General features: G+C 62.9%; 8 protein-coding genes and 2 rRNA genes (1 of these 10 only partly in view). 3 read left to right on the top strand and 7 right to left on the bottom strand.

Annotated features, from left to right (window positions below):
* Positions 1–10: 10 nt before the first annotated feature.
* The 5 genes from ACTG4X_RS01900 to ACTG4X_RS01880 form a co-directional block, all read right to left on the bottom strand.
* A complete protein-coding gene (locus tag ACTG4X_RS01900; protein WP_097197456.1) occupies positions 11–1003 on the bottom strand; it encodes a tripartite tricarboxylate transporter substrate binding protein in 993 nt (330 codons plus the stop codon).
* Entirely contained in the window at positions 1000–1839 is an 840-nt protein-coding gene (locus tag ACTG4X_RS01895) for an amidohydrolase family protein (RefSeq protein WP_440533128.1), read from the bottom strand. Before ACTG4X_RS01895 ends, ACTG4X_RS01900 begins: the two co-directional genes overlap by 4 nt.
* 124 nt (positions 1840–1963) lie before the next feature.
* Entirely contained in the window at positions 1964–3157 is a 1194-nt protein-coding gene (locus tag ACTG4X_RS01890; protein ID WP_097197458.1) for a nucleoside hydrolase, read from the bottom strand.
* 170 nt (positions 3158–3327) lie between these two features.
* Positions 3328–4959, bottom strand: coding sequence for a S41 family peptidase (locus ACTG4X_RS01885; protein WP_097200630.1), 1632 nt, complete (start codon positions 4957–4959; stop codon positions 3328–3330).
* Positions 4960–5023: 64 nt separating this feature from the next.
* Positions 5024–7348 (bottom strand): ATP-binding protein, encoded by a 2325-nt coding sequence (locus ACTG4X_RS01880; RefSeq protein WP_093081809.1) that lies wholly within the window; start codon positions 7346–7348, stop codon positions 5024–5026.
* Between the two features lie 121 nt (positions 7349–7469).
* On the opposite strand from ACTG4X_RS01880, the gene ACTG4X_RS01875 reads away from it, so the two are divergent.
* The 3 genes from ACTG4X_RS01875 to ACTG4X_RS01865 all read left to right on the top strand — a co-directional run bounded on the left by ACTG4X_RS01875 (position 7470) and on the right by ACTG4X_RS01865 (position 10960).
* The gene (locus ACTG4X_RS01875; protein ID WP_440533127.1) at positions 7470–8669 is read left to right on the top strand and encodes a threonine ammonia-lyase; all 1200 of its coding nucleotides are present in this window, start codon (positions 7470–7472) and stop codon (positions 8667–8669) included.
* Positions 8670–8788: 119 nt separating this feature from the next.
* Positions 8789–8941, top strand: coding sequence for a hypothetical protein (locus ACTG4X_RS01870; protein WP_177142503.1), 153 nt, complete (start codon positions 8789–8791; stop codon positions 8939–8941).
* Between the two features lie 153 nt (positions 8942–9094).
* On the top strand, positions 9095–10960 hold the full coding sequence (locus ACTG4X_RS01865) for a phosphoenolpyruvate carboxykinase (GTP) (protein WP_097197460.1): 1866 nt from the start codon (positions 9095–9097) through the stop codon (positions 10958–10960).
* 146 nt (positions 10961–11106) lie between these two features.
* Here ACTG4X_RS01865 and rrf read toward each other — a convergent pair.
* Together rrf and ACTG4X_RS01855 are read right to left on the bottom strand one after the other, a co-directional pair.
* Positions 11107–11219 (bottom strand): 5S ribosomal RNA (gene rrf / locus ACTG4X_RS01860).
* 128 nt (positions 11220–11347) lie between these two features.
* Positions 11348–13798 (bottom strand): 23S ribosomal RNA (locus ACTG4X_RS01855); it runs 422 nt beyond the window's last position.

Genomic DNA, 13798 nt, shown 5'->3' with positions numbered 1-13798 from the left:
ACGGCCCCGATCAATCCATCTGGATCTTGTTGTCCTTGGCGAGCTTGGTCCACTTGGTGATCTCGGCACGGCGGAAGCCGTCGAGCTCGGCGGGGCTGGAGCCGATCACCTCGGCGCCCAATGCTTCGAGCCGGCCGCGCACCTCCGGGTCCTTGAGCGTGGCCGCGAGTTCCTTCGAAAGCCGCTCCACCACCGGCGCGGGCGTGCCGGCCGGCACGAACACCGCATTCCATTCGTAGACCTCGTAGCCGGGCAGGCCGGCCTGCGCCACCGTGGGCAACTGAGGCAAGGCGGGCGCATGCGCCTTGCCGGTCACCGCCAGCGCGCGCAGCTTGCCGCCCTGGATGAAGGGCAGGCTCGAAGCCATGCTGGCAAAGAACACAGGCACGTGCCCCGACATCACGTCGGTTAGCGCGGGGCCGCCGCCCTTGTAGGCCACGTGCGTCATCTGGACGCCAGCCATCGAGGCGAACAGTTCGCCCGCCAGATGCTGCGCCGAGCCGTTGCCCGACGAGGCGTAGTTGATGCCGCCCGGCTTCGCCTTGGCCTGCGCGATCAGGTCGGCCACGTTCTTCATCGGTGCCGACGGATTCACCACCAGCACGTTGGGCACCTTCACCAGCAGGGACACCGGCGCCAGTTCGCGCAGCGTGTCGAAGGGCATCTTGCGCAGCGCGGGGTTCTGCGCGTGATTGGAGGCGTCGAGCAGCACGGTGTAGCCGTCGGGCGAACTCTTGGCGACCAGGTCGCCTCCGATGGCGCCGCCGGCACCGCCGCGGTTGTCGATCACCACCGGCTGACCCAGCTTCGCCGACAGCTTGGGCGCAACGATGCGCGCCACGGCGTCGACCGTGCCGCCGGGCGGATAGCTCACGACCAGCCGCACGGGCTTGGCCGGCCACGCCTGGGCCTGCGCGCTGACGCCGCCCATCAGCAGGGCCGCGCCCACGAGGGCAAGGGGAATGGCGCGCAGCAGGCGCGCGCGAGAGATTTCGTTGGTCATTGGTCGATGTCTCCTGTATTGAACTTGAACAAGCGGGCCGGCGTGTCGACCAGGATGCGGCGGCGCACAGCGGCGTCGGGCACCCAGTCGGCCAGAGCCGCGTGTGCGGTGGCGAAATCGGCGATCTCGCGGTGCTGCGTGTGCGGCCAGTCGCTGCCCCACACGAGGCGTTCGGGGCCGAAGGACTTCAGCAGTGCCTGTGCGGCGTCGTGCGCGGCCGTGGCTGCGGTGGCCACGGGCCAGTTCCGGTAGGCGGCCGACAGCTTGACCCAGATGCGTTCGCAGGCCGCGGCGGCAAGCAGCCAGGCGAAGCCTTCGTCAGCGATGGCCGGCGCCGACGCGGGGCGGCCGAAGTGGTCCACGACCAGCGCGCATCCGGCGTCGAGCACGGCCCGTGCGGCCAGCGGCAGGTCGCGCGATTCGCGATGCAGCTCCACATGCCAGCCCAGCGCATGCACGCGGGCGAAAAGCCGCTGCCAGTCCGGCCGCAAGAAGTCGGGCAGCGGCATGCCCACGATGTTGAGGCGGATGCCGACGACGCCGGCGTCGGCCATCGCCTGCAGCGTGGCGTCGTCCACCCGCGGATCGACCACCGCGACACCGCGCAGGCGAGCGGGGCTGGCGCGCAGCGCATCAATCAGGAAGCGGTTGTCGGTACCGAGGAAGCTGGGCTGCACCAGCACGCCGTGCGAGACGCCGTGCGCATCGAGCAAGGCGAGGTACTCAGCCAGCGTGGCGTCGTAGTCGGGCGCATGCCGGCGCATCTCCGCCAGGGGCAGGCCGCGCACGAACACATGGGCGTGGCTGTCGATAGCGGTGATGGCGGAGAAGGGCACTGCGTTGTCTCTGTCGGATTCGTTGTGCGTCCGCGGGGTTGCGGACGTGGGCGAGTATCCGAAGGGCAATGCCTGTTGGGAACGTGTCTCCCGGTTGCGTTTGGATAAGCGCGGCTTATGGCGCTCAGTTCGCTGTCGGGGGCAGCGTGATCGGCACCGGCCGCGTCAGCAGGTCGACGTACAGCTCGAAGAAGCGCGCGTTGTCGAACTTCTTCACCACCGTCATCTTCTGAAGCGTCGCCCCCGCCGGCTGCGAGGCGTAGCCGATGGACTGGCCGTTGTTGGCGGCACCGGGCTTGGCGATCACGTCGACGTAGCGGTCCACGGTCTGCGTGGCGTAGCTCGGGTCGATCAGGTAGGCCAGCGTGAGGGTGTCCCAGATGTTCTGCGTGTAGTTCGGGTTGGTCTCGAAGCCGTTCTTGCCGTCGAAGCCGTAGCCGTTGAGCTTCTGGAACACGTCGGTCACGGCCGTGGGCTTGGCGGCATGCGCGATGCGGTCGTAGATGGGCTTGGTGAGGAAGACGGTGTCGGTCACGTCCAGCGGCACCACCACCTGCGGGATCGGCAGCCGCACCACGAACTGCGCGGCGTCGGGGTCGAACCACCAGTTGAACTCGGCAGCCTTGGTGGTGTTGCCCGGCACGTCGATGGCGCCGCCCATGTAGATGATCTTCTTGATGAGCGGGACGATCTCTGGGTTCTGCTTCACCGCGAGCGCGATGTTGGTGAGCGGGCCGATGGCCAGGATGGTGATCTCGTTCGGGTTCGCCTTCACGGTGTCGACGATGAAGTCGACCGCGCTCTTGCGCTGCACCACGGTGTGCTGGGCGAAGCCGTCGGGCGAGGGCTTGAGGTCGGCGTCGGTCTTGGGTTCGGGGCCGCCCCAGGCGCCGAGGTAGCCGTCGCCGCCAGCGCCGGCGGCCATTTCGGCTTCCACGTCGGCGAAGGTGTGGTTGAGCGCGTAGTTCGCACCCACGTAGATGCCGATGTTGCCGCCCACGCCGAGCCGCTCCACCGACATCAGCGCGTCGGACACGCCCTGCTTGAGCCACTGGTTGCCCGAGACCACGCTGATGCCCATGACCTGCACCTGGCCCGTGGCCTGCAGCTGCGCGGCCATGACGCCGAGCTGGCCGTCGTCACTCATGGTGTTGTAGTCGCTGTCGATGATGATCTTCTGCGCGCTGGTGGAGCCGCCCGATCCGCCGCCACCGAAGCCCGGACCGAGGCCGATGCCGCCGCCTCCATCGCCACCTCCGCCGCAGCCCGCCAACACCGTGATGACGGCGAAGAACATCGCCCCGATCCATTTGCGCATCTTCTTCTCCTGAAACTAGGAATTTGGTTTTCAGGCTTCGACACCGAATACCACTGAAATACAAACGTTTGCGCAAAGCTTTGCGCAAACGTTTGCCAACTCTAAATGGCGAGCCACGGGTGTGGCAAGCGCCATGGCCTAGGGGTTTTCCGCGGGAACGGAGAGAAGGGTCAGCCCGGGTTGGGCTGGGGGTCGATCAAGCGGTTCTCGCGCAGCGGCGAGCGGCCCGGCATATAGGGTTGCTCCACGTCGGCCTGCTCTGTCTTCTCCAGGCCCGAGGCGGCGGACTTGGCCGACCCGGCCGGGCAGGCGCCGGTGCTGCGCAGCGTGAGCGCCGCGGACAGCCGCGCCTCGTCTTTATCGCCGAGCTGATGGCTGAAGTCGTCGGCCACGGTGCAGCCGGGGTTGGGCGTGAAGCCGTCGCCGTAGTCGCCGTAGCCCTGCTGGTTCACGCCCTTGAACTGGATCGCGAAGTAGGTGGTGCCGCAGTTGTCCTGCGGATAGAAGCCGTAGGGCTTGCCGCAGGTGGTGCCGCCGACGAGGTTGACAGTGACGCCCACGCCGCGCAGGCTGTTGACGACAGACTCGCTCGCCGAGCACGTGTCTGGGCCGGTCAGGACGGTGACGCGCGAGAGGCCGAGCGTGGGCAGGGCCTGACCGCTGCGGCTGGTGGCGGTGAAGGGCGTGAGGGTCTGCGCGACTGTCAGGTGGAACGGGTTCTTGTCGTTGAAGGCAAGTTGCTCGAAGGTCTTGCCCGCGGTCACTGACGGCGACGAGATCATGTAGGCCAGCCGGCTGGCAATGAGCAGCTGGCCGCCGCCGTTGTAGCGCATGTCGAGCACGAGGTCCTGGATGCCGGCGCCCTGCTTGAAGGTGTTCACCGCGGAGATGAGCTGCGCCTCGGAGGTCGTGATGTGGTCGTTGAACAGCAGGTAGCCGACGCGGCCGCTGCCGGTGTCGATGACCTGGACGTTCTGCACCGGCGTGCTGGTGATCTTGGCCGCCGTCAGCTGCACGGCAGGCTGAGCCGTGCCGCCCACCTCGAAGGTGAAGGTGTGCGATTCGCCAATGGCCTTGGGCGACAGGGCCGCGTTGATCGCGTTGACGTTGGCGGTGCCTGTGCTGCTGACGACGTTGATGCCGTCGATCGTGAGGATCTTCGCGCCGCGCTGCAGGCCCGCCGTGGTGGCGGGCGAATTCGGCTCGACGAAGGCGATGCGGATGTCGCGCGGCGGCGAGCTGCGCACCGACGCCGTTTCCATGCCGTAGCCGGCCGACACGCCGCCCTGCGACAGCTGGCGGTACACCTCGGTGTCGTAGGTGAAGTGAAAGCGGTCCTTGGCGCGGCCCGAGTTCGTGGTGGCCGTGGTCTTGAGCACGTTGAACCAGGTGATCGGCGTGGCGTAGTCTGCGGCCTTGAGGGTGGTCGGCACCTCGCCGTACCAGAGGTAGGTTTCGTCGATCCAGCCGCGCACCCAGCTTTTCTCGTTGTCGAGCGTGCCGCTGTGGTCGGGGTAGGCCGTGCCGGTGTCGGGGTTGATGCCGCTGCGCGGCGCGGCGCACAGGCCGGCGACCGTGGCCGAGGCGACGATGCCGTTGCCGCCGTCACCGCCACTTGCGGGCGGCGGTGTCGTGGTGCCGGGCACCAGGCCGATCGGCAACCCACCGCCGCCGCCTCCACCACCGCCGCCCCCACAGCCCGCCAGCAGGCAGGCCACGGCGAGCGCAGCGCTTGCTGCTGCCGCAGCCCATGTGCCAGGAGGCGGCAGTTGCCGCGCGTCTTCGACCTTGCGAGAGCCCATGTGTTCCTCCTTGTTCTTCCTCACAGCACCGTCTTCTTCGTCCGGCTGCTGCCAATGAAGCCGGCTACTGCAGGAAGCCCATGCCGCGCGATTCGCGCACTTCAGGCTTGATGCGGTGCTCGGCTTCGAGCTGGTCGAGAAACTCGATCGCGGAAAACTCCGCCGCGAGGATATCGACCTGTCGTTTCACCGCCGCGAAATCCCCCGGGCACAGCTGTGTCAGCGGTGCCAGCCGCGAGCGCATGGCGCTCGTCATGAGTGCGGCGTCGCCGGCGAGCGCCTCGGTGATGAACATACGCTCCCGCTGCGTGGCGGTGAGCGGCATGAACTTGATCTTGAAGGTGAAGCGCCGCAGCGCAGCCTGGTCGAGCCGGTCGAGCAGGTTGGTGGTGCAGATGAAGACGCCGTTGAAGCGCTCCATGCCCTGCAGCATCTCGTTGACCTCGGTGACCTCGTAGGTGCGCTGCGCGCCGCGCCGGTCCTGCAGGAAGCTGTCGGCCTCGTCGAGCAGCAGCACGGCCTTTTCATTCTCGGCCTCGCGGAACATGGCGGCCATGTTCTGCTCGGTTTCGCCGACGTACTTGCTCATCAGGTCGCTGGCCTGCTTGACGATGAGCGGGCGGCCGACGGCCTTGGCGATGTGTTCGGCCAGCGCGGTCTTGCCGGTGCCTGGTGCGCCGTAGAAGCACAGCGTGCCGTGGCCGCGCGCCTTCAGTGCCTCGACGATGCGCGGGATCTCGAAGCGGGTCTCGACGTTGAGCATGTCGAGGTCGTAGGTGGTGACGCTGCGGCGCTCGCCGCGGCCGCTGTCGAGCGTACCCAGTGCCAGGTCGGCGTTGCGCAGCTGGCGCTCTATGAGCGCTTCCATCGACGCGTCGTCGGTTCGCGCGAGCCCTGCGAAACGCACTGCAGTGCGGATCTGCGCGGGCGTGAGACCCTTGCGCTCGGCCAGCTTGGCAGTGAAAGCCTCGGACACGACCACACCCTCGAGCGTTTTCTTCACGAGCTGCTCGCGCGCGCCGGGCGGCGGCGACTTGAGCTCGAGGTGATAGGCGAAGCGGCGACGGAAAGCCGGGTCGATCTGCTCGATGCGGTTGGTGACCCACAGCGTGGGCACGGGGTTGGCTTCGAGGATCTGGTTGACCCAGGCCTTGCCGCTGACGCTGCCACTGGTGGGCGCCGGAATCTGCTCGGCGCGCGCCATGAACTGCGCGGCTTCTGTGCTGATGGGCGGGAAGACGTCTTCGACTTCGTCGAACAGCAGCGCGGCCTGCGCGCTGCCCTTGAGGAACACCTGCGCGATCTGCAGCGAGCGGTAGCGGTCGCGGCCGCTGAGCGAGTTGCCGTCGCGGTCCGCGTATTCGACTTCGAAAAGCTCGAGTCCGGCGGCCTGCGCGACGACCTTGGCCAGCTCGGTCTTGCCGGTGCCCGGGGGGCCGTAGAGCAGCACGTTGACGCCTGGCTCCTTGCGCGCGACCGCCGCTCGCAGCAGAGTGACGAGCATCTGCGCGTCTTCCTGCACGAAGGAGAAGTCGTGCGGCGTGAGTGCGCTCTTGGCCGAAGGCCGCGTGAACACGGCCATCAACTCGTTGTGGTCGCGGTATTCGCGCATGAGCACGGGCGGCAGCTTCTCGCTGACCTTCATGAGATCTGCGAGGTCGGTGATGTTGTGCTCGGAGATGAGGTTCTCGACGAGCCCGATGCGTTCGAGCCGCGAGCCCGCGCGCAGGGCCTCGCCCACTTCGCTTGCGTTAACGCCCGCGATGTCGGCGATGGCCGCATAGGCCTCGGGTGCGTTGTTGACCTTGAACTCGACCAGCAGCGAGCGCAGGTCACGCTGGTAGCGCGCAAGCGTGCCGTAGAGCAGCAGCGCGCGCTCGGCCTTGTTGAGCTGCAGCAGGCCTGCGAGCGCATCGATGTTCTTCTCGACCAGCGTCGACTGCTTGCGCAGCGCATGCGTGAGCCAGTCGCGCGTGACGGCCAGCACCGAGAGCAGGTCCTTCGGCTGGTCCTTGGCGTATTCGTCAAGGTAGAAGAAGAGCGTGCCCTCTTCATACGGGCCGCGCCACACGCCGTGGCGCTCCAGCAGCGTGCGGCCGTCGAAGTCTTCGACGCCCTTCCATGCTTCGTTGCCCGCGCAGCGGCGTCCGAGGAATTCGCGTAGCCGCTGCAGCACCGCCGCGGGCCACACCAGGTGCCGCCCCGTGAGCGACAGGAGGCCGTTGATATCGCGCCGCACATTGAAGCGCGGCCCCTGCTTGGCCGCGAGCGTGAGCACGAAGTGCGAGCACATGAGCTCGAGCACCGGCGCCTCCTTGAGGCCGGGCGACGGCAATGCCTGCCCGCGTACCGCAGCAGCCACTACATCGACACCCGCACGCTTGGCCATCAGGCAACCTCCAACGAGGACAATCTCAATCTCGGAGCGACCATAACGCAGACTTTTAGCTTCGGGAAGGCCAGTAAACGGGAAAAACCCTGATGGTGCGATTCCAGCCACAATGCGCGCCATGATCGGAATCCAGGAAATCGAGCGCGCCGCGGCGCGCCTGCAAGGCCAGGTGCTCAACACTCCGTGTGTCGAATCGCGCACCCTGTCGGAAATCGTCGGCGCTCAGGTGTTCCTGAAATTCGAGAACCTGCAGTTCACATCCTCGTTCAAGGAGCGGGGGGCGTGCAACAAGCTGGTCGATCTTTCCCAGAACGGTACACGCGGAGTAATCGCCATGTCTGCCGGCAACCATGCGCAGGGTGTGGCCTATCACGCGCAGCGCCTCGGATTGCGCGCCCTGATCGTGATGCCGCGCTTCACCCCCGGCGTGAAGATCGAACGCACACGCGGCTTCGGCGCCGAGGTGGTGCTGCACGGCGACACGCTGGAGGCGGCGCGAACCCACGCTTTCGAGCTTGCACAGCGCGAAGGGCTGACCTTCGTGCATCCCTACGACGACGAGGCAATCATCGCGGGCCAGGGCACGGTGGCGCTCGAGATGCTCGACGCCGTACCCGACCTGGACACGCTGGTGGTGGCGGTGGGCGGCGGCGGGCTGATCGCGGGCATGGCGGTCGCCGCGCGCGAGCGCAAGCCGGGCATCGAGATCGTCGGTGTGCAGACCACGCGCTTTCCGGCGATGGTCAACGCCATCAAGGGCACGCACCACGTGCAGGGCAAGAGCACGATCGCCGAAGGCATTGCGGTCGGCACGCCCGGTGTGCTGACGCAAGAAATCATCGCGAGCAAGGTCGACGACCTGCTGCTGATGGACGAAGGCGACATCGAGCAAGGCGTGCTGATGCTGCTCGAAATCGAGAAGACGCTGGTCGAAGGCGCGGGCGCGGCGGGGCTGGCGGCGCTGATCCGGCACCCCGAACGCTTCAAGGGCAAGCGCGTGGGGCTGGTTCTGTCGGGCGGGAACATCGATCCGCTGCTGCTCGCGGCCATCATCGAGCGCGGCATGGTGCGGGCTGGGCGGCTGGCCCGAGTGCGTGTCAGCGCGCGCGATGTGCCGGGCTCGCTGGCCCAGATTACGGCCACTGTGGCCGAAGCGGGCGCTAACGTCGATGAAGTTCACCATCAACGTGCCTTCACGATGCTGGCGGCGCAGAACGTCGACGTCGAACTGGTGCTGCAGACGCGCGGGCGGGCCCATCTGGCCAGCGTGCTGGCCGCGTTGAAGGATGCGGGCTTCGAAGCTGAAGAGCAGCATTGAGCCGCAAGATCAACCCCGGCAAGCCTGATTCAGGGGCTCGCATCCCCCTAGACCGGCCCTGGGCTACCCGCCGGTAAAATGCCATCAGTTTGTCAATTGAGCCTTCGAGGAATTTCCCGATGTCCAACCCTACTCCCGTAGAGCCGAGCCACGCTGCCGCTGTCGAAAAAGACGCCGTCGAATCGGTCGTTCACCTGATGCCGCTGGTGCTTCCGCTGGCTGGCGGCGTGCTGATGCTGCTTCTGGCATCGATCGCGGTCTTCTTGGCCTGACGCTGACAGGCACTGTCGCCTTTGTCTGCGGGCGGTGCGGCCCGCACTGACGCAATCTCCCGAAGCGAAACGTTTTCTCAAACGGACCTCCGTGCCTGAGCAGGCACAGCGCCCCGTTCGGAAAGACGATTTTTCAACTTAGGAGATTTTCCGATGAACGCACCCACGATGCAGGGCCTCAACATTCAGGCGCCCTCATACGTCAAGAACGCGAAACTGATTGCCTGGGTGGCCGACATGGCCGCACTGTGCAAACCCGAAGCCATCCACTGGTGCGATGGGAGCAAAGAAGAATACGACCGCCTCTGCCAGCAACTGGTCGACGCCGGCACCTTCAAGAAGCTCAACCCCGCCAAGCGCCCCAATTCGTTCCTCGCGGTGTCCGACCCGAGCGACGTGGCGCGCGTCGAAGACCGCACCTTCATCTGCTCCGCAGAAAAGGAAAACGCCGGCCCCACCAACAACTGGATGGCACCGGCTGAAATGCGGGCGACGCTGCAGCCCCTGTTCGACGGCTGCATGAAGGGCCGCACGATGTACGTCGTGCCGTTCAGCATGGGCCCGCTGGGCTCGCCGATTGCCCACATTGGCATCGAACTGTCCGACTCGCCTTATGTGGCCGTCAACATGCGCATCATGACCCGCATGGGCAAGGCCGTGTACGAGGTGCTGGGCGCCGACGGCGACTTCGTGCCTTGCGTGCACACCGTGGGTGCGCCGCTCGAAGCCGGCCAGAAAGACGTGGTCTGGCCCTGCAACAAGACCAAGTACATCGTTCACTACCCCGAGACGCGCGAGATCTGGAGCTATGGCTCCGGCTACGGCGGCAACGCACTGCTGGGCAAGAAGTGCTTCGCGCTTCGCATCGCTTCCAACATGGGCCGCGATGAAGGCTGGCTGGCCGAGCACATGCTCATCCTGGGCGTGACAAGTCCCGAAGGCAAGAAGTACCACGTGGCGGCTGCGTTCCCCAGCGCTTGCGGCAAGACCAACTTCTCGATGCTGGTGCCGCCTGCCGGCTTCGAAGGCTGGAAGGTCACGACCATCGGCGACGACATCGCCTGGATCAAGCCCGGCAAGGACGGCCGCCTGTACGCCATCAATCCTGAAGCGGGTTACTTCGGCGTGGCGCCGGGCACCAACATGCTGACCAATCCGAACTGCATGGACAGCCTGCATCACGACGTGATCTTCACGAACGTGGCACTCACCGATGACGGCGACGTGTGGTGGGAAGGCATGGAGCAGGACACCAAGACCCTGCCCGAGCATCTGACCGACTGGCAAGGCAATGACTGGACGCCGCAGATCGCCAAGGAGACTGGCGCCAAGGCAGCCCACCCGAACTCGCGTTTTACCGTGGCGGCCACGAACAACCCCGCGCTCGACGACGCTTGGGACGACCCGAAGGGCGTGGCAATCGACGCCTTCATCTTCGGCGGTCGGCGCTCGACCACCGTGCCGCTGGTGACCGAAGCCCGCAATTGGGTTGAAGGCGTCTATATGGCTGCGACCATGGGTTCAGAGACCACTGCCGCCGCCGCCGGCCAGCAAGGCGTGGTGCGCCGCGATCCGTTCGCGATGCTGCCGTTCATGGGCTACAACATGAGCGACTATTTCCAGCACTGGCTCAATCTCGGCAAGAAGCTGGAAGCCTCGGGCGCCAAGCTGCCGAAGATCTACACGACCAACTGGTTCCGCAAGGGTGCCGACGGCAAGTTTGTCTGGCCAGGCTACGGCGAGAACATGCGCGTGCTGAAGTGGATGATCGACCGCGTCGAAGGCAACAAGACCGAAGGTGTGGAACACATCACCGGTGTGAGCCCACGCTATGAGGATCTGAACTGGACGGGCCTGAACTTCAGCGCCGAGCAATTCGCCACGGTGACCAGTATTGACAAGGCAGCCTGGCAAGCGGAGTTGAAGCTGCACGCGGAACTGTTCAAGCAGCTGGAGCACCATCTGCCGACGGAATTGCCGGAAACCAAGGCTGCTATTGAGCAGCGCCTAGCCGCCTAATCACACTGGCTGCGTTAATAACAAAGCCCGATGGACTCATCGGGCTTTTTTGTTGCTGTGCATTTGGATATTTGCAAGTTCCAAAAGCCTCCCTCCAAAGCAAAAACCCCCAGTCATTTCTGACTGGGGGTTTCTGGGCTGTAAGAGCCTGACGATGACCTACTTTCACACGGGAACCCGCACTATCATCGGCGCTGACGCGTTTCACTGTCCTGTTCGGGATGGGAAGGAGTGGTACCACGTCGCTATGGTCATCAGGCATAAAGGGTTGTCTGACTGATCACATGATCAATCAAACGAATTCATAGAGTTTGGAATCAGCTTTTGGCGAATTGTTTTGAATGCGTCAACTTGGCATAACACCTTGATCAGACTGATCAAAGTTATAGGGTCAAGCCGCACGAGCAATTAGTATCAGTTAGCTTAACGCATTACTGCGCTTCCACACCTGACCTATCAACGTCCTGGTCTTGAACGACTCTTCAGGGGGCTCAAGGCCCCGGCAGATCTCATCTTGAAACGAGTTTCCCGCTTAGATGCTTTCAGCGGTTATCTCTTCCACACTTAGCTACTCGGCAATGCCACTGGCGTGACAACCGATACACCAGAGGTGTGTCCACTCCGGTCCTCTCGTACTAGGAGCAGGCTTCCTCAAATCTGCAGCGCCCACGGAAGATAGGGACCAAACTGTCTCACGACGTTTTAAACCCAGCTCACGTACCTCTTTAAATGGCGAACAGCCATACCCTTGGGACCGGCTACAGCCCCAGGATGAGATGAGCCGACATCGAGGTGCCAAACACCGCCGTCGATATGAACTCTTGGGCGGTATCAGCCTGTTATCCCCAGAGTACCTTTTATCCGTTGAGCGATGGCCCTTCCATACAGAACCACCGGATCACTATGTCCTGCTTTCGCATCTGCTCGACTTGTCAGTCTCGCAGTTAAGCACGCTTATGCCATTGCACTATCGTCACGATGTCCGACCGTAACTAGCGTACCTTCGAACTCCTCCGTTACGCTTTGGGAGGAGACCGCCCCAGTCAAACTGCCTACCATGCACTGTCCCCGATCCAGATAATGGACCTAGGTTAGAACCTCAAACACACCAGGGTGGTATTTCAACGTTGGCTCCACAAGATCTAGCGACCCTGCTTCAAAGCCTCCCACCTATCCTACACAGATCTGTTCAAAGTCCAATACAAAGCTACAGTAAAGGTTCATGGGGTCTTTCCGTCTTTCCGCGGGGAGATTGCATCATCACAAACATTTCAACTTCGCTGAGTCTCAGGAGGAGACAGTGTGGCCATCGTTACGCCATTCGTGCAGGTCGGAACTTACCCGACAAGGAATTTCGCTACCTTAGGACCGTTATAGTTACGGCCGCCGTTTACTGGGACTTCAATCAAGAGCTTGCACCCCATCATTTAATCTTCCAGCACCGGGCAGGCGTCACACCCTATACGTCCACTTTCGTGTTTGCAGAGTGCTGTGTTTTTAATAAACAGTCGCAGCCACCGATTTTTTGCAACCCATTCATGCTCCGTTGTTCACTTCACACTAATAGGGCACACCTTCTTCCGAAGTTACGGTGTCAATTTGCCGAGTTCCTTCTCCTGAGTTCTCTCAAGCGCCTTAGAATACTCATCTCGCGCACCAGTGTCGGTTTGCGGTACGGTCGTATATAGCTGAAGCTTAGTGGCTTTTCCTGGAACCTCGTTCAGTCACTTCACCAGCAAGCTGGCTCGATCGTTGGCCTCGGTATATGTGCACCGGATTTGCCTAATGCACGCCTACATCCAACTAAACCGGGATATCCAACACCCGGATGACCTATTAAGATCCGTCCCCACATCGCACTATATATCGGTACAGGAATATTGACCTGTTTCCCATCAGCTACGCATCTCTGCCTCGCCTTAGGGGCCGACTCACTCTACGCCGATGAACGTTGCGTAGAAAACCTTGCGCTTACGGCGAGGGGGCTTTTCACCCCCTTTAACGCTACTCATGTCAGCATTCGCACTTCTGATACCTCCAGCACGCTTTACAACGCACCTTCACAGGCTTACAGAACGCTCTCCTACCACTTGCAATAAATTGCAAATCCGCAGCTTCGGTAACTGGCTTAGCCCCGTTACATCTTCCGCGCAGGACGACTCGATCAGTGAGCTATTACGCTTTCTTTAAATGATGGCTGCTTCTAAGCCAACATCCTGACTGTTTTAGCCTTCCCACTTCGTTTCCCACTTAGCCAATTTTAGGGACCTTAGCTGGCGGTCTGGGTTGTTTCCCTCTTGAGTCCGGACGTTAGCACCCGGTGCTCTGTCTCCCAAGCTGTACTCATCGGTATTCGGAGTTTGCCTTGGTTTGGTAAGTCGCCATGACCCCCTAGCCAAAACAGTGCTCTACCCCCGATGGTAATACTTGAGGCACTACCTAAATAGTTTTCGGAGAGAACCAGCTATTTCCAAGTTTGTTTAGCCTTTCACCCCTATCCACAGCTCATCCGCTAGTTTTGCAACACTAGTCGGTTCGGACCTCCAGTACCTGTTACGGCACCTTCATCCTGGCCATGGATAGATCACTTGGTTTCGGGTCTACACCCAGCGACTGATCGCCCTATTCGGACTCGATTTCTCTACGGCTTCCCTATTCGGTTAACCTTGCCACTGAATGTAAGTCGCTGACCCATTATACAAAAGGTACGCAGTCACCCCTTACGAGGCTCCTACTTTTTGTAAGCACGCGGTTTCAGGATCTATTTCACTCCCCTCCCGGGGTTCTTTTCGCCTTTCCCTCACGGTACTAGTTCACTATCGGTCAATGATGAGTATT

It is taken from the genome of Variovorax sp. YR566 (genome assembly GCF_051992195.1).
GTDB lineage: Bacteria > Pseudomonadota > Gammaproteobacteria > Burkholderiales > Burkholderiaceae_C > Variovorax.
Note: the sequence above shows the minus strand (reverse complement) of the source record. Positions and strands in the feature narration are given on the sequence as shown.